Below are 15866 nucleotides of genomic sequence, written 5' to 3' on the forward strand. Positions count from 1 at the left end.
GAGATGCCGAATTCGACGGCTGCGAGTTGCAACAGTCTTGTTTGGCTCACGGTTGGGAGTACGTGCTAAAAACGGCGAAGGATACTTTGGTAGCCGATCATCCGGACATGGAGAATGCTTCGGCTTTTGGCCATTTGGCCGCAAGTATCGGTCAAAAAAGCTTGTTCCTGCCCCAAATGTATGTGACTAAGCAAGGGTTTGGGCCAGTCAATGTCTTGTTCTGGCATGACCGGACCCGATATGACCGACCTTTGTATCTGTTGACCAGCTTGGAATATGGCCCACAAGCCGAAACATATTACCGAAAGAGGTATCACATTGAAACCTTTTTCGGCGATATCAAATCTCGCGGATTCCACATTCATAAAACCAGGATTGAAGAGCCTCAAACCTTGTTCAATCTCTTGATCGTGGCTAGCCTGGCTTTCATCATCTGTATCTTGTTCGAGTTTGATGCCCGAACCTCAGCCCAGTTGGGTAAATTCTGCCGTAAAGACCGAATCGATAGCTTGTCCGTGTTTCAGATTGGACTGAGGGCTGTCCGATTTTATGTCAGGCATGCTTTAAATCTTTCTTTCCAATTTTCAAAGAACTTCCCGTAAAATAAAAGTGTACGGCAATGAAATTTTACAACGCTGTAAAGGAAATGCGCATGATGAAGGTTGCTAAGATGAATTGTATTGCTGCTTTTTCGCTGTTACTCCTATGTCGTTGCAATATGGCAGAACTCCAGCCGCCCAATTATTGCCAAATGTTAAGCAACGATCAGGCCCATGTGAATTACGACAAATCAGATGCCAATTACTTGTCGGACAAAGCAAAGCGTCATGAGATTTTCAGGAATAATTTCTTTGAAATCATGGAGTATGCTTCTAAAGAGGGCTTCCCTCAAATAAATGTAAAACAGCCAGCACCAGATTCCTGTATGCAGCGTGCAATCACCATCACATTCATTCACATTGCTCAGTCAGATGTAACAATTTTCTTTGATAGGAAAATCAAGCGGTTGCTACAGCAAGAAATACAAAAGGGCAACCTGCCACCAAACCTAATCGCTAAGTCAATAGCCATTATGCTCCGCACCAATGAGCTGTGCAGGCAGACAAAGGTGGATTTGCTCCAATTCGTCAAAGACTTAGCGATCGACTCAGAGGTTGTGCAGGGAGACACCCTATCGGAAATGCTAAAGCAAAAAGAGCCGATAGCTTGTGAGTAAAGCTTCCTACTGGTATATGCACCTGCTTAGATGCAGTTACTGGCTGTCAGATGTAGCCTTATTATCAATAATGAGGTGGTCCAATGAGGACGTAGCCGCCTTCCTTTCAAAGGGTGAGTTATGGTCACTAGCGGTGATGTAATGCTTTGGAAAACAGATTTTTGTTTTATATTTAAGGGTGAAGACGCTTAAAGACCTGTATTTATGAAGCCAGAACCCACCGGATTTCCACCCAAGACGAGAAAGCAAATTGCAGAAGAGTACGGTATTAGCCGAAAGACCTTGTACAGGTGGCTGAATAAGGCGGGTATAGTGCTGGCACCAGGTTTGGTTAAACATGAAGACTTAAAGCGGATTTATGAAGTGCTTGGACCTCCTCCTCTCAGGAAACCTGCCTAGAGCAGAGTTGTGCGGAGATCGATAGACTTTAACCTGTCCCAAACTGTCCCAAACTGTCCCAAGCTATCTTTTTATATTTGTGTAATGAATTTTCGTAATTTATTCCTAAATGATTTAGAGGCTACATGGCAATTTAACGCCCAAGCAATATTGAACCGTAGGCGTGCCTCTCTAACAGTTGTGTACGGCATTTAACCATACCTTTGGATATATGTATTTTTCAAAATATAGCAGGAGAACAGCTCATCTGCTGGTGCTCGCCTTTCTGCTTGGCATTGCAGTAAGCTGTCAAAAGGATCACCTTAGTGGTGGAGCTGACAGCAAAAAAACAGGTACAGAGCTGCCTGAGTCAGCCGCGATAGCAATAAGCTATGATGTAATTGTTTCTACCTTTCTTATCCCTGAAAACCCGGACGATGCCGAATTGCTCAGCCCGGGCGAGCGGGCACTGGCTTCTCCCATTGTGGAAGGCAGCCGTGTAAAGCAGTTTATAAACAGAGATGGCACTATAGACGGAGAGATTCAGCGGATGGACCTGGAGGGCATGCCCAGCTACCCTGAACCTCGCATTGGCGGCCCGGTTATGCCAAAAAAGTACCAACCGCAGCGCATAGTAATTGAGGGAGGGGCGAGCACATCATTCAACGCTGAGGACGAGATCATAAGCCATTGCTTTCAGGGGGCTGAGACCGCTATGTATTTCCAACGCATAGCGGATGAGTTATCCGAGGGCACCATGCTCTCGGGAGAGGAATTTGACTATATGATAGAGGGGTTTGACGAGGCAGGTTTCGAGGTATCCGTCAATAGTCAGGATAACAATATTGTCGAGCTGGTCCACGAGTTTGAGGATGCCCGCCGGACAGTCTTTTATCTAGACAAAGTACAGCAGCGCATTCGCGCACGGGCACATTATGATGCGGAAGGACAATTAGAGACCTTGTCTGAATACGTCTTCGAGCCGGGGGAGCCGGCTGTGCTTACCGCTCACCGTTTTGTGACTTTCTACGATGCCCCCCGGAATGGCGTACGCATGGGCGTTTGGAAGACCGCCCAATTTCGCAATTTTGAATTGGAGAAAAATCTATAATCATGAAGAACAACAAACTACTCAATACTTTTGCCTTAACGCTGCTACTCTTTCCGGGTTGGGCGATGGGGCAGCGCAATACGATTTGGCTGGATGGTGCAACGACCACGACATCCAAGGGATGGCGAGGTACCCCAAACGCCATGCGCGACTTTTACAATTACGATTTTGTAGACCTGGTTTCCACAAATTCAGCCGGTAGCCAGGAATATGACTTAAGTTTAGGCGTCAGGGACTTTGATATACCGACAAGCCCTACCGCTGCTATACAGATGGAGCCCATGCTAGACAATAGGAGTAATGTACTCGGCATTGCGCACGATTTCGGTGGTCTGGTATTGCGGGAATTGGTCAACCGGGACAATAGCTTGTCTGCCATGATTCTTGACGGGGTGCCCAATCAGGGCTCTTCGGCAATTAAGCTGGCTACATACCGCGAAAACCCCGGTGACAATACTTCTGCCCAATTGATACTTGAAAATGCTCAATCTGTCCAGGCCATGCAAAATTGCGATGACTGCAATGCTTTAGGTATTTTTGAAACCTGGATCAATGCCCTCTCCACTACTAGTATTGATGCATTCAACCAAATGGCGAACGGCAGCTCGCAGATAAATTATTTAAATGATAACCCACCACCCCCTGAAATTCCATTTGCCATACTGTGGGGCAGTGTGGAGGAGCTGTCATTAATGAGCCTTATGGACTCCCGAACATCGAATAATCCGTGGAGTACCCCTATCACAAGCTGTGCCGCAGAGGCCATGGAGAGGGCAAGAAAAGACTATGAGACAGACCTGGAAATACTGGGGCTGATCAGTACTGTGAGTGGTTTCTTCGGCAGAGCGCTGAGTGCTTTTGGTGAGATTGTAGGAGATATTGCCGGAGGTGAAACCCCCTCTCCGGGTACGGTGCTTTCCGCATTTGGAGACTGGATAGTGGTGGAACGAAGCGCTATCATTGAAGATATTGAGGCACAACGGGAGGCCGATCAGGAGCTGGCGCGGATACTGCGCTGCGAGCTGTCTCATCAATTGCTGGCTTCCGAATGGCAGTTTGGGCTGATAGAGTATGGCACTGTAGAAGTAGGTACTGAAGAGGTCCCCCTGCTACCGGAAGCCTCTCAGGCGCTGTGCATACAGTACTGTCAGGAGCAATTTACCGGCTTTCCGGGCTTATCCGTTTTTGGCAATTGTGTAGAGGATTGCATGGACGATCCGCCTACGCAAACCGTTACGGTCTACCTGCCGGAAGAAAACGATGGGCTGCTACTCAAATCTGAGCAAATGCTGGACGGCGCAGCGCACGTTTATCATTTGGAAGAGCACAACCACTTTCAGGAAACGGCCCTGTCCGGCCAGTCTTCTGAGGGGACACTGAATCATGCTTTACAAGAACTTTTCGACGGAACAGCAGGGCCTGCTTTTGCTGTGCCTAAACAATAATGTTTGATTGGATATCTAACCTATGCGCTACCTGATTGTAGTTTGGGAATTGCTGATAAGCTTGTCAGGCTGTTCCTCCGCCTTGCAGGAAAGCTGGGTGGTCCCCTGTTCCGGTCATTTTGAGTTTTACCCTTTGAATTGGGAGCAGTTGCTCATCCTGTCGTCAAGTTGCGATTCGGGGCCCTGCATTAAGGCGATTGATTTGCGCAGCGGTGAGGAAGCCTGGTCGCTTTCTGATACGCTATTCAAGCAGGTCTACTACAACTTTCAGCCCTACCTGGACGAGCGCTACCTGGTACTTCCGGTCGGGCGGGAACTGATTTGCCTGTCACCCAAAACCGGGGAAATACTTTGGCAAAGCCGGCGCAGCAGGCCAGGGGACTCTCACGTATTCGGGGATGGTCAATTCGTATACCGTTCTTATGCTGCACCGACTGACACCGCCTTTGAGTGGATACGCTTTGACCTGGATTCCGGCAGGGATAGCCTGCTGCTCGTGAGCCCGGTAAGTAAGGCTTCCCGCTGCCTTATGCGGTCGCCGGTGCCTTTTTTTGACGGGCGTGATAGCGGCTTGGTCAGCCCGGTGATCGATTATGAGCCCCGGGGTCTTACCGAAAGCTATCTGTTGCTTTGGAAGCGAGGACAGCCAGCTGCGGCAGTGCGCCATACCATTTATCCGGATAATGAACAAGGCCGAGGACCTGGTTTGCCACCGGTTGTAGCGGGAAAGTATTCCTGGTGGGTAGCCAGCCAGGATGTCGTCTCCTTTGATTTGGCAAATGAGAAAATAGTATGGAGGGTAACCCTGCCCCATGGGTTGCTCACTTCACGCCTGACCTTGCATGGTGAAAATCTTTTTCTGGCCTGTGAAGATGAAAAATTGTACGCGATTGCTGCCTCCACCGGGAAGTTGCAGTGGTCATCGCCCATAGCCGGTACGCCGAGCCGGGTTTTCCATACCCCTGAGGCCACTTACCTGATTGGTGGATCTGATCAGGTACTTTATGAAATTGACCGGCATAATGGGCAATTGTTAGGTCGATACACTTTTCAGGGCACCGGTCGAAAACTTCGCCGGGTGGCCTACTTTGGGCATGGTGTGGCTGTGCTCAATGATGGCCGTGATTGGCAGGCGGTGCCTCTAACCGCTTTGCCAACTCAGCTGCGCAGGCTCCAGGTCCCCAGAAACAATCGTAGATAGCTTGGGCGGGCAGGGTCGCCTGTTTTTCCGAAAAACGTGTTATCCCGGCAGCACCTCCCGCAACCGCTTTACCACCTCATAAGCTGCGGGGCAGATCGTCGTATTCTTCAGCGTCAAATCCAGAATCTGGTGGAAGCCCTTGTGGTTGGTGTGCGGGTACTCGGCGCAGGCCTTGGGGCGGTACTCATAAATGGAGCAGTAGTTGTCGCTGCCGAGGAAGGGGCAGGGCGTTTCGTTGAGGACGTAGTCGCCTTCGTCATCCAGGTGCAGGTATTGGTCTACGAATTCGGCAGGGCGCATTTTCAAATGGCTGGCGATGCGCTCAATATCGCGGTCGCGGAATATGGGGCTGGCCGACTTGCAGCAGTTGGCGCATTGCAGGCAGTCGGTCTCTTCAAACACCTCATCGTGCAGCTGGGCAACGGTGGCGTCCAACTGCCGGGGCGGCTTTTTTTTGAGCTTTTGGAAATACTTTTTATTCGCCCGCTTATCGCTTTTCGCCCGCTGTTTGAGGTGCTGCAGGCGGGTAGGCATGTCTTCCTTGAGCGGTTCCTCCTCCATCGTTACAACTTTTGATCCTTGCTCTGGTTTTTTAGTGGTCTGCATCAGAAAACAAAGATCGTAAATTTTGAACGCAACATCCACTCCGCCCAAAGCAGAAGTTGAACAGGACAGCCAGCCGGACCTGATGAGCTGGGTTATCCTCGTTACCCTGAGCCTGATTTGGGGCAGTTCTTATATCCTCATCAAAAAGGGGCTGGTGGTCTACTCCAGCACGGAGGTAGCCTGCCTGCGCCTGGCGATCTCGGCCCTGTGCTTTCTGCCCTTCCTGCTGTATCAGTTCCGGAAAGTGGACTGGTCGCGCTGGCCATTTCTGGTCATTGTGGGACTGACGGGTACGGCTATCCCGGCCTTTATGTTCGCGATTGCTCAGACAGAGATCAGCAGTTCCATGGCGGGCGTGCTCAACTCTTTGGTGCCTTTGTTTACGTTGGTACTGGGTGTGCTGCTATTCGGGGCAAAGGCGCGCTGGCTTAAGCTGTTGGGGGTACTCATCGGACTGGCAGGAGCGGCTACGCTCATCCTGTTCAGCCGGGAGGCGGGCATGGAGGGCAACCCCTGGTACGGGCTGCTGGTAATCGTCGGCTGCATCTGCTACGCTATCAATTCCAATACCATTGCGAAGTACCTGAAGGAGATGAAGTCGCTCATCATTAGTGCCACTTCTTTTACCATTGTGGGCATACCGGCTTTTGCCTACCTGTTTCAGACGGATGTGCTGCCCAAGCTGGAAAGCACCGCCGGTGCCTGGGAAGCGTTAGGCTATGTTGCACTACTCAGCATCATGGGTACCGTGCTCGCCTCTCTGATTTTCTTCCAGCTGATCAAGCGTACCACTCCGGTATTTGCCTCCATGATCAGCTACCTGGTGCCTATGGTGGCGGTATCCTGGGGCTTTCTGGACGGAGAGGTGATTTCTGTGATTCATTTTTTGGGTATGGGGCTGATTTTGAGTGGGGTTTATTTGGTGAAGCAATAAAAAAATGGCTGCCCACAATCTACAGCAGGCAGCCACCCTAAACATTACCTTTGCGTCTATACATGACCGAAGCAGTTTGGGCAAGGTCCAAACCGCTTCGGTCAGTAAATGCCGACACGAAGCAGGTTTGGACCTGTGCTGACCGATAGCGTCAGTAACTCCAAACCACTTCGTCGTCGGTATAGCTTAAGAAAAAATCTACCCAGCGTTATAGTAAAAACGCTCGTGCACGATCTGGTCACCTTCCCATTTCTGCACAGCCACCTGCTCCATCTGAACGCGGTTGCCATCCTTGAAGGTCACTTCCATCATGTTTTCAACAGTCGTGATCCCGTTTTCTTCATCTGAGGTCAGGCTGTGTACCTGCAGGTCGTGAAACTCCTGTACGTTGTTGAGGAACTGCTCCTCGTATTCACGGCAGGCAGCCTTGCCGGTACGCTTGCCCGTTGGCTCTTCCATGATGACGCCCTCTGCGTAGTACTTCTCAAAAGCGTCCATTAATTTGCCCTGTCCGAGCATGTTGTAAATATCCTGTGCTTTTTCCTTGTAAGTCATAATTGATTAATTTTGATGTTTAAACATTAAATGTTTGCACGCTGAAATAGTTCGCAAGAGGCCGGCTTTTTTCAAAAAAAATGAAGGGATTTTTTCCTTTTGCTTACTTTAGGGTAACTAAAACCTTATCACCATGGAAATAAACTGGATTGCAATCGCCGTAAGTGCGCTCATACCGCTGGTTATTGGCGCGATTTGGTACAACCCCAAAGTACTGGGCAAAGCCTGGATGCAGGCGAGTGGCGTCACAGAAGAACAAGTACAGACCGGCAATATGCTGGTCATCTTCGGGCTGACTTACGTTTTTGGGCTGCTGGCCTCTCTTACCTTAAGTTTCTTGGTCGTGCATCAGGGACACCTGTACTCCATCCTGGTTAATGAACCGGGCTTCGGGGAGGAGGGTTCGGACATCATGCGGTACATCGGGGACTTTATGACCAACTACGGGGATAACTTCCGCACTTTCAAGCACGGTGCCTTCCATGGCCTGATGACCGGGATTACCTTTGCTTTGCCCATTATTGCCATCATCGCACAATTTGAGCGCCGCCCCTGGAAGTACATCTGGATCCACGCCGGCTACTGGGCCCTGACGCTTATGCTCATGGGCGCTGTCATTAGCGGGTGGCAGTAATTTTTCACCGGGCGCAATTGTCCGCAAAGCTCGTCAGCTTAGATATGGATTGGGTTCACGCAGAGCCCGCGAAGTGTCACGCAAAGTTCGCAGAGGTTGGCGGAGTGGCTAATTGTGTGGCGGGCGGTTCACGCAGAGCGCGCAAAGGGGGGCACGCAAAGTTCGCGAAGTGTCACGCAAAGATCGCAAAGTTTGCCTGTGCGGTCTTTCGCTCTGTGGTCTTTGCGTACCCTTCCTCCGCGCCCTTTGCGTGATTTATCCCGTGTGCTTCCGTCCCAACTACCGCACCAACATCACCCCACCTTCACGCTCTACCTCCAGTTCCTGCCCACAGTAAAAGACCTGCCCCTTCAGGTGGTAGACATACAGGCCGGTATTCATCAGCGTGCCTTTGAACGCCCCATCCCATCCCAGTGCCGGATCGGTACTTTCAAACAGCTGATTGCCCCAGCGGTCAAAAACCATCAGGTTGAAGGACTGCCACTCCAGGCCCGGTGCCGGGTAAGCCCGGAAGGTATCGTTATTGCCATCCTCATTGGGGGAGAATGCGGTGGGCAGGTAAAGGAAAGCCGCTTCGTCCACCCGTGGAGCGGTGACGTTGAAGTTCAGCGTCAGCACCTCACAGGCGTTGCTGAGGGTCAGTTGGTAAGTACCGGCAGTATCGAACTGCGCCATCGGGCCGCTTTCTCCATTGCTCCAGTTGTAGGAAAGCTCTGATTCTGTGCCGGAGAGCACCACGGCATCTACTGTAGTCGATGGTGTTTCGCAATCGCCGGGCTGAATGTCAAGTTCGGCCTGTAGGGGCGGCAGTGCTTCAACGGTCGCCATGAGCGTAGCCGTACAACCATTGCTGGTGTTGGTAACAGTCAGGCTGTAATCGCCAGCGCTCAGGTTGCTGAATGCCGGGGCGCTCTGCGTAGGGAAACCTTGCAGGGTGAAGGTCAGTGGTTGCTGGGAGCTATCCTGAACTACCAATGCCCCTGTACTGCCTTCCGGGCAACTGGGCGCTGTGGTTGCTATCGGCATGGGAGCAGATAGTTCTTCCACCCGCACCAGCACAACAGAATCGCACCCTTCGCTATTGGTCAGTTCCAGCTGCAGGGAATCGCCCGGGCTGAGGGATTGCCCTTCAAAATCAATGGTCGTTCCGGTACAGGCTTCGAGATTGATGGTGGTGAAGCTGGGGTCAGCTGTTCCCACTTCCACAAACACGAGGGAGTCACAGCCTGCTGCACTTTGGAAGGTAAAGACCGTATCCTGCCCGGTCTGAAGCTCGGTGCCGTTATAATCAACACTTGCTCCTGCACAAGCGGAGAGGGCGATGTTGGTCTCCAAAGCTTCCACCGCCTCTACTTCCACTGTAACCACGGAGTCACATCCATTGGCATTGATAAAGGTGAAGTTGGCAGACTCGCCCGCCGGAATGGCTGTGCCTTCGTACAAGTAGTTAGTGCCTGAACAGGCTTGCACCTGCAAGGTTGAATCGGTGGGTGTCAGGGTTTCTACAACCACCGTGACCACGGAGTCGCATCCATTAGCATTGGTGAAGGTGAATTCCTGTTGCGTTCCTGCGGGTACAGGCGTGCCGATGTAGTCTGCACTTTCGCCCTGACAAGCCGCAAGATTGAGTGTGGAGTCGGTGGGCAACAGGGTTTCGACGATCACGGTGACCACGGAGTCGCATCCATTGGTATTGGTGAAGGTGAAGTCTTGCTGCGTCCCTGCGGGTACAGGTGTACCGAGGTAGTCTGCGCTTTGGCCCTGGCAAGCAGCGAGATTGATTGTGGAATCGGTGGGCAACAGGGTTTCGACGATCACGGTGACCACGGAGTCGCACCCATTAATATTGGTGAAGGTGAAGTCTTGCTGCGTCCCTGCGGGTACAGGTGTACCGAGGTAGTCTGCGCTTTGGCCCTGGCAAGCGGCGAGATTGATCGTGGAATCGGTGGGCAACAGGGTTTCGACGATCACGGTGACCACGGAGTCGCACCCATTAATATTGGTGAAGGTGAAGTCTTGCTGTGTCCCAGCGGGCACGGGTGTGCCAAGATAGTCCGCACTTTCGCCCTGGCAAGCCGCGAGATTGATTGTGGAATCAGTAGGCAACAGGGTTTCAACGACCACGGTGACCACGGAGTCGCACCCATTAATATTGGTGAAGGTGAAGTCTTGCTGCGTCCCTGCGGGTACAGGCGTACCGAGGTAGTCTGCGCTTTGGCCCTGGCAAGCCGCGAGATTGATTGTGGAATCAGTAGGCAACAGGGTTTCAACGACCACGGTGACCACGGAGTCGCACCCATTAATATTGGTGAAGGTGAAGTCTTGCTGCGTCCCTGCGGGTACAGGCGTACCGAGGTAGTCTGCGCTTTCGCCCTGACAAGCCGCGAGATTGATCGTAGAATCGGAGGGTAGGAGGGTTTCTACAACCACCGTGACCACAGAGTCGCATCCATTGGCATTGGTGAAGGTGAATTCCTGCTGCGTCCCTGCGGGTACCGGCGTGCCGAGGTAGTCAGCGCTTTGGCCCTGGCAAGCGGCAAGATTGATCGTAGAATCGGTGGGCAGTAGGGTTTCAACAACCACAGTAACTATGGAGTCGCATCCATTGGCATTGGGAAAGATGAAGTCCTGTTGTGTTCCCGCCGGCACCGGCGTACCCAGATAGTCCACATTTTCCCCCTCACAAGCGGCGAGGGTAAGTGTGGAATCCGTAGGCAACAGCGTCGCCACCACCACCGTCAATATGGAATCACAACCTGCAACATTTGTAAGTATAAAATCCTGCTGTGTACCGGCCGGGATAAGCGTGCCCTGATAATCGAAAGCTTCATTCTCGCAAGCGCTGGCCTGCAGGGTGGCAGCTGTGGGTTGTAGTATGTCAATAGAAACCTGCACCAGGCTGTCACAGCCCCAGAAACTACTCAGCGCACTTTCCAGAATGGTATCCTGTACATAGGTTACCCCTTCGTAAACTACCGAGTCACAGCCCGAAAAGCTAAAGTTGGTGGTGTCAGGCGTGCAATTCACCTGTAGCAGCCAGTCGGCCGGGAAGGCAAGGAAACAGCCAAAGGTGGTGGTGTCGATTTCGGTGTAAACCGGCACCAATTCCTGTGGCAGCTGCGTAGTATCCAGCTGTAGCTGATAGTCGCCCGCCGGGAGATTGGGGAAGGTGTAACCATTGGGGGCAATTGCTGTAAGGCTGTTCAGCAGGCTGTTGTTTTGCAACAGGTCAATGACGGCCCCGCTGTAGAGCGTATCTGCTGCGTCAATGATGCCATTATCGTTGACATCGATGTACACCTGCCCTTCCAGCTGACTTAATCCGTCGAAGAGTTCCAGTTGTAAGGGTTCCGAGGACAGAGCGCAGCCATTCTCGGCAACCATATCCAGCCAGTAACTGCCGCTTTCGGTGGCGATGAGCTCGGGGACGGTGGAGGAAGGTGCTCCCAGCGGCAGGCCTTCAAATACCCACTGATAGGTGCTGATGCCGGGGATTTCGGGCAGGCAAAGGGTGTCCGGGCGGCAGCGGCTGTAACAGCCATTGGGCACCAGTGAAATATCCGGGCCGGGCTCAATCTCCAGGGTGTTGCTTTCGCTTTCGCATCCGAAACCGTTAGTGGCCGTCACGGTGTAGCGCCCGGGCTGATCGGTTTGCATGACGGGACCGGTAACGCCATTGCTCCAGCGGTAGGAGAGAGAAGGGGCAGGGCTGTCTACTGAGAAAGTGACCAAGGTACCTTCGCACACAAAACCACCGGGCGATTGACTGATCTGTACTTCCGGTACCGGATTGACAATCACGGTGAAGGGGCCTTCCATGTTGATGCAACCGGAAGCCGTTTCGGTTACCGTCACGTCAAAGGTATAAGTGCCGGCGGTAAGCAAGTTGCCCCGTTCATCGGAGAACTCTATGGCGACCGCACCGGTACCGTTCGACCAGGTGTAGGAGTAGTCAGGATTCGCCAGGGTTTCCAGGAAGACATCGGTGCCCTCGCAAACTTCCAGGGTGTCGTATTCATAGCCTAGAAGTTGGCCCAGTTCGTTGTAGATCGCCGCCCGGATGGTGTCTTCGGGGGCAGGGCGGAAAGCCAGTTCGACCGGGTCAGTTGTATAAGTGCAGCCATTTGAATTGGTAACGGTAACATCGTAGATACCGGTTCGGGTAACAAACAGGCTGTCCCCGGCCTGGCCATTGCTCCACGCCCAGGAGACGCCGCCCGGAGGTGCTGTAAGTACGGCCGTATCCCCCGCACAAAATTGAGTGCCATTCGAGCTAATCATACCGCTCAGGGTATTGGGCAGAATGGTCACCGTTGCTACGTAAGTGCTGTCGCAGCCAAAGCGCCCGATGGCCGTCAGAGAGACCGTGTAGGTGCCTGGATTTTCAAAGCGGTGGTAGGCGATAGTCCCTTCGGCTTCGTTGGCTTCTGCGCTGGCCGGGTCGCCGAAGCTCCAGAAAAGTTCTGTGACATCAGGCCCGGCATCGGCTTCAAATTGTACGGCTTCGTCGGCACAACTTACGGCGGGCTGCGGGAAAGCTACCTCGGGCAGGCCCTTGACAGTGACCGACCGGCTGAAGGTAGAGGTGCAGCCGTTGCTCGTGATGGTCAGGCTGGCGGTGTATACGCCCGGAGCGGTATACAAGTGTTGGGGGGCAGGCAGGTTGGAAGTGTTGTTCGGGCTGGCAGGGTCGCCAAAGTCCCACGCCCAGCTGTCGATCGTTGCCCCGTCGATAAAACGGGACAGGTCAATGAATGTCGTAGGCCCGCCTGCACAAACGGTGTCGGCATTGAAATGGGCGACCGCATAGACCGTGTCCGGCCGGTAGAAAGAGCAGGTGGTCGCCTGCCCGGTGGAGGGGTCCGTAAATTCTCCAACAAAAAACACCCGGTAGTAGCCGGGGCTGGAAAACACGTGGCTGGTCTGCAGGGTGCCAAAGGAGATATTCCCCGGGCCGCTGCCGGGGTCGTCAAAATTCCATACAGCAGTGCCTGGGATATAATTGGCAGACACGATGGCTTCGTAGCTGCGGTCGTTGCAGTCGCCATTGCTCATTTGCTGAAGGTCAATGGTGCCGGCACAGCCCGGGCTGTTTGGAAAAATGCCGCCGCCAATGCCCGAGCAACCGAGTACGGAAATGGTATTGGACAAGTCTGTACACCCGTTCTGATCGGTCACACTCACCTGATAAGCCCCGAAGTCGGTCGCGGTGTACTGCGCGCTGTTGGTTCCTACGGGGTTGCCGTCCTGCAGCCACTGAAAAGTATATCCGGCTTCAGTATCAGTGGCGTAAAGCCGGGTGGAAGGCGGCAGGTTGCAAAATCCATTGGGGTCAGGGGTGGAAATGCTGACTTCCGGCGCTTCATAGCCGCGGATGAGAAAGAGGGTGTCTTCCGCACAGCCGTTAAAGTCGGTCACTACGGTGCGGTAAAAACCGGGGCCAAGGTCAGGGGTGTTGTCCAGGGAAACGATGTTGCCTGTTTCATCCAGCCAAAGGTAGCTGTCGAAAGGGGCTGTGGTTTGAACCATAGCCGTTTCTTCCGGGCAGAGCACATCCGGGTGGTCCACCACCGGCTCCGGCAAGCCATAGACGGCTACTTGCAGGAGGGCGATCTGATCACAGGCTTCCATCGTCAGGGTGGCAAAGCCGGTGTAGTGCCAGCTGACAATAATATCGGCACTGCCATTTTCATTGATAATGGTGCCGGCACCGGCAGGGCTGATGCTCCAGTTGTAGTCCAGCCCTTCGATATCCGCTACGCTGTAAGAGGTGATTTCCTGATTGCAGGTTTCGTCCGGCCCGCTGATTTGAAGCTCCGGGAGGGTATCCAAAGCAATAAGCGTGTCGGGAGAAGAGCAGCCTAGTACGCTTTCCTGCCGCACGCTGATTTCGTACGGTGGGGTAGGGCCAAAGCTTACATTGACCGGGTTGCCGGTTCGGGTGGAAAGGGTCCCCCCATCGTTGATGGTCCAGAAAAAGCGGGCACTGTTCAGGTCGGATTCTGCCTCGTAAGTGTAAACCCGCCCCGGGCAAATCTGCCGGGCGCCTTGTATAGCCTCAATTGCTGGCACGGCCGGCAGCACTCTGAGTACGGCGGAGGCTTGCATCAGGCAGTACCCGCTTCCGGTTTCGGGCGTGGCGGTCACCTCGTAGATCCCATCTGTAAAGTCGAGGGGGAGCGACCAGGTCCCGGTAACGCTGTTGTTAACCGAAACAGTATCGCCGGTGGCATTTTGGAGCACCCAGGTTGAAGGGGCGGGGCTGCCGCTGGGGATGCTCAGGGCATCAATGGCTATAGTATCGCCGGCACAAGCTTCCAAAGGTGCTTCTATTAAAAGCCCGGGGGTGATGCGTACCGGAAGGGTATCAGCAGCCACGCAGCCCAGGTAGCAATTGTCGAGCTCCACGGCGACCCACTGTGGCTGATTGGACAGGAAATTGGCCCATTCCACTACGATTTCGTTGGTGCCTTGCCCTTCCAGGATGGTGCCAAGAGCGCTGGCAGACCATGTCATCGTGGTGCCTTCGTAAGGAGCGATGCTGTATACGCTGGTTGCTGCCCGGCATACATTGGTTGCGCCGCTGATGGCAATGGTGTCATCCAGAATGGGGACCTGGGCATCAAAGACACTGGTGCAGCTGCCAGGATCGGGGCAGTCGCTCACTTCCAGTTGCACGGTGCCTGCCGGCCCTTCGTTCCATTCCACGCTGATAAAGTCATCCTGCGGGCCGCCACCGTCGATGATGGTCCCGTTGCCGATGATATTCCAGGTGTAAGTGCTGCAATCGGTTGCCGCCTCGTAGGTGCCAATTTGCCCGGCGCAGAGCGTGCCCACACAGTCTACGATGGGCACTTCCCCTTCTTCCACTACGACGGTCAGGCGGTCCTCATCCACGCATTCGCACTCGTTGAATGCCGACAGGGTAGCGGTGTAGGTGCCCGGCAGGTCGTACCGATGGCTGGGCTGCACTCCGGCAGAGGTGTTCCCATCGCCAAAGGACCAAAAGAAGGATTCGGCGGCCTGGCTGTTGTTGAGGAACTGTATGGATTGCCCCTGACAGACAAAAAGGGTGTCGCCACTGGCTTCGGGCAGGGTTTTGAAATCGGCGATTGGGTCTTCTAATACTTCGGTACAAGTAAAAACTTGCTGCTCTGTTCCGCACGGGCTGTCGACGATTAATGAAAGGCTCCCAAACCCGGCCTCTTCCCAGGTTACCTCCACACGATTGTCAAAAATGGTGAAGTCGCTACTGCCGCTGACTTGAGCGGCTACGAGGGTAAAAGAGCTGTCGGAAAGCGTATAACTGACGGTGCTGCCCGCACAGACAATTTCGCAGTCTTGAGTGCCGCCTGGGGTATTGTTGCCCTGGTTAGCTGAGGGGCAGATCAAGGCCGCATTGGATACAATATCCGGGGTGGAAGGAACGGCAGTTATAAAGGCCCAGCACCCTGGGAAGTCTCCGCAAATGTTGGGGTCAAGGCAAGCTACCTCATAAATGAACGTTCCTAACCCATCAATAATTTCCCCATTGGAAGGGTTCTCGTCATTGACGATCTCTATTTGATAGATTTCCGGGTTGTTCGCCAGGGTCGCGATGTCGCCTTCTAAGACGCTAAAAATATTTAAGACTCCCTGGGCTTGGCAGCTATCACCGGTGAGGGAAACTTCGACTATTGCATCATGGCAGGAAAAAAGGTTTTGCGCTGTTAAATTCAGGCAGGGACTGAGAAATATCGCCCACAAGAGAAAGCTCTTTTTCATGGGATGTTTGTTGAGATTATGG

11 protein-coding genes are annotated in these 15866 nt (G+C 53.2%); 8 read left to right on the forward strand and 3 right to left on the reverse strand.

Going from position 1 to position 15866, the window contains the following annotated elements:
- The 6 genes from IX84_RS12825 to IX84_RS12850 all read left to right on the forward strand — a co-directional run.
- On the forward strand, positions 1-602 hold a 602-nt coding region (locus tag IX84_RS12825; protein WP_044221201.1), incomplete at its 5' end, for a transposase.
- A gap of 17 nt (positions 603-619) precedes the next feature.
- Positions 620-1216: a hypothetical protein gene (locus tag IX84_RS12830; RefSeq protein ID WP_044221204.1), complete on the forward strand. Its 597-nt coding sequence runs from the start codon at positions 620-622 to the stop codon at positions 1214-1216.
- Positions 1217-1420: 204 nt separating this feature from the next.
- Entirely contained in the window at positions 1421-1615 is a 195-nt protein-coding gene (locus IX84_RS34590; RefSeq protein ID WP_044221207.1) for a helix-turn-helix domain-containing protein, read from the forward strand.
- A 211-nt stretch (positions 1616-1826) separates the two neighbouring features.
- Positions 1827-2705: a hypothetical protein gene (locus IX84_RS12840; RefSeq protein WP_152605035.1), complete on the forward strand. Its 879-nt coding sequence runs from the start codon at positions 1827-1829 to the stop codon at positions 2703-2705.
- Positions 2706-2707: 2 nt separating this feature from the next.
- Positions 2708-4150: a hypothetical protein gene (locus IX84_RS12845; protein ID WP_044221214.1), complete on the forward strand. Its 1443-nt coding sequence runs from the start codon at positions 2708-2710 to the stop codon at positions 4148-4150.
- Positions 4151-4172: 22 nt separating this feature from the next.
- A complete protein-coding gene (locus tag IX84_RS12850) occupies positions 4173-5351 on the forward strand; it encodes an outer membrane protein assembly factor BamB family protein (RefSeq protein ID WP_044221217.1) in 1179 nt (392 codons plus the stop codon).
- 39 nt (positions 5352-5390) lie between these two features.
- Here IX84_RS12850 and IX84_RS12855 read toward each other — a convergent pair whose 3' ends face one another.
- Positions 5391-5885 carry a YkgJ family cysteine cluster protein gene (locus IX84_RS12855; RefSeq protein WP_044221596.1) on the reverse strand — a complete coding sequence of 165 codons (495 nt, stop codon included), beginning with the start codon at positions 5883-5885 and terminating at the stop codon, positions 5391-5393.
- A gap of 94 nt (positions 5886-5979) precedes the next feature.
- Here IX84_RS12855 and IX84_RS12860 point away from each other — a divergent pair, with 94 nt between their 5' ends.
- A complete protein-coding gene (locus tag IX84_RS12860) occupies positions 5980-6891 on the forward strand; it encodes a DMT family transporter (protein WP_238578275.1) in 912 nt (303 codons plus the stop codon).
- A gap of 198 nt (positions 6892-7089) precedes the next feature.
- Here the strand turns inward: IX84_RS12860 and IX84_RS12865 are convergent, their stop codons facing one another.
- Positions 7090-7446 carry a nuclear transport factor 2 family protein gene (locus tag IX84_RS12865; RefSeq protein ID WP_044221220.1) on the reverse strand — a complete coding sequence of 119 codons (357 nt, stop codon included), beginning with the start codon at positions 7444-7446 and terminating at the stop codon, positions 7090-7092.
- 133 nt (positions 7447-7579) lie between these two features.
- Here IX84_RS12865 and IX84_RS12870 point away from each other — a divergent pair, with 133 nt between their 5' ends.
- Positions 7580-8080, forward strand: coding sequence for a DUF1761 domain-containing protein (locus IX84_RS12870; protein WP_044221223.1), 501 nt, complete (start codon positions 7580-7582; stop codon positions 8078-8080).
- A 279-nt stretch (positions 8081-8359) separates the two neighbouring features.
- Here IX84_RS12870 and IX84_RS12880 read toward each other — a convergent pair whose 3' ends face one another.
- Positions 8360-15844: a T9SS C-terminal target domain-containing protein gene (locus IX84_RS12880; RefSeq protein ID WP_044221229.1), complete on the reverse strand. Its 7485-nt coding sequence runs from the start codon at positions 15842-15844 to the stop codon at positions 8360-8362.
- Positions 15845-15866: the final 22 nt, after the last annotated feature.

It is taken from the genome of Phaeodactylibacter xiamenensis (assembly GCF_000759025.1).
GTDB lineage: Bacteria > Bacteroidota > Bacteroidia > Chitinophagales > Saprospiraceae > Phaeodactylibacter > Phaeodactylibacter xiamenensis.

Coding starts and splice junctions, on each gene's coding strand:
- IX84_RS12830 (WP_044221204.1), top strand. CDS start 620: ATGAAATTTTACAACGCTGTAAAGGAAATGCGCATGATGAAGGTTGCT.
- IX84_RS12845 (WP_044221214.1), top strand. CDS start 2,708: ATGAAGAACAACAAACTACTCAATACTTTTGCCTTAACGCTGCTACTC.
- IX84_RS12840 (WP_152605035.1), top strand. CDS start 1,827: ATGTATTTTTCAAAATATAGCAGGAGAACAGCTCATCTGCTGGTGCTC.
- IX84_RS12855 (WP_044221596.1), bottom strand. CDS start 5,885: ATGCCTACCCGCCTGCAGCACCTCAAACAGCGGGCGAAAAGCGATAAG.
- IX84_RS12870 (WP_044221223.1), top strand. CDS start 7,580: ATGGAAATAAACTGGATTGCAATCGCCGTAAGTGCGCTCATACCGCTG.
- IX84_RS12865 (WP_044221220.1), bottom strand. CDS start 7,446: ATGACTTACAAGGAAAAAGCACAGGATATTTACAACATGCTCGGACAG.
- IX84_RS34590 (WP_044221207.1), top strand. CDS start 1,421: ATGAAGCCAGAACCCACCGGATTTCCACCCAAGACGAGAAAGCAAATT.
- IX84_RS12850 (WP_044221217.1), top strand. CDS start 4,173: ATGCGCTACCTGATTGTAGTTTGGGAATTGCTGATAAGCTTGTCAGGC.
- IX84_RS12880 (WP_044221229.1), bottom strand. CDS start 15,844: ATGAAAAAGAGCTTTCTCTTGTGGGCGATATTTCTCAGTCCCTGCCTG.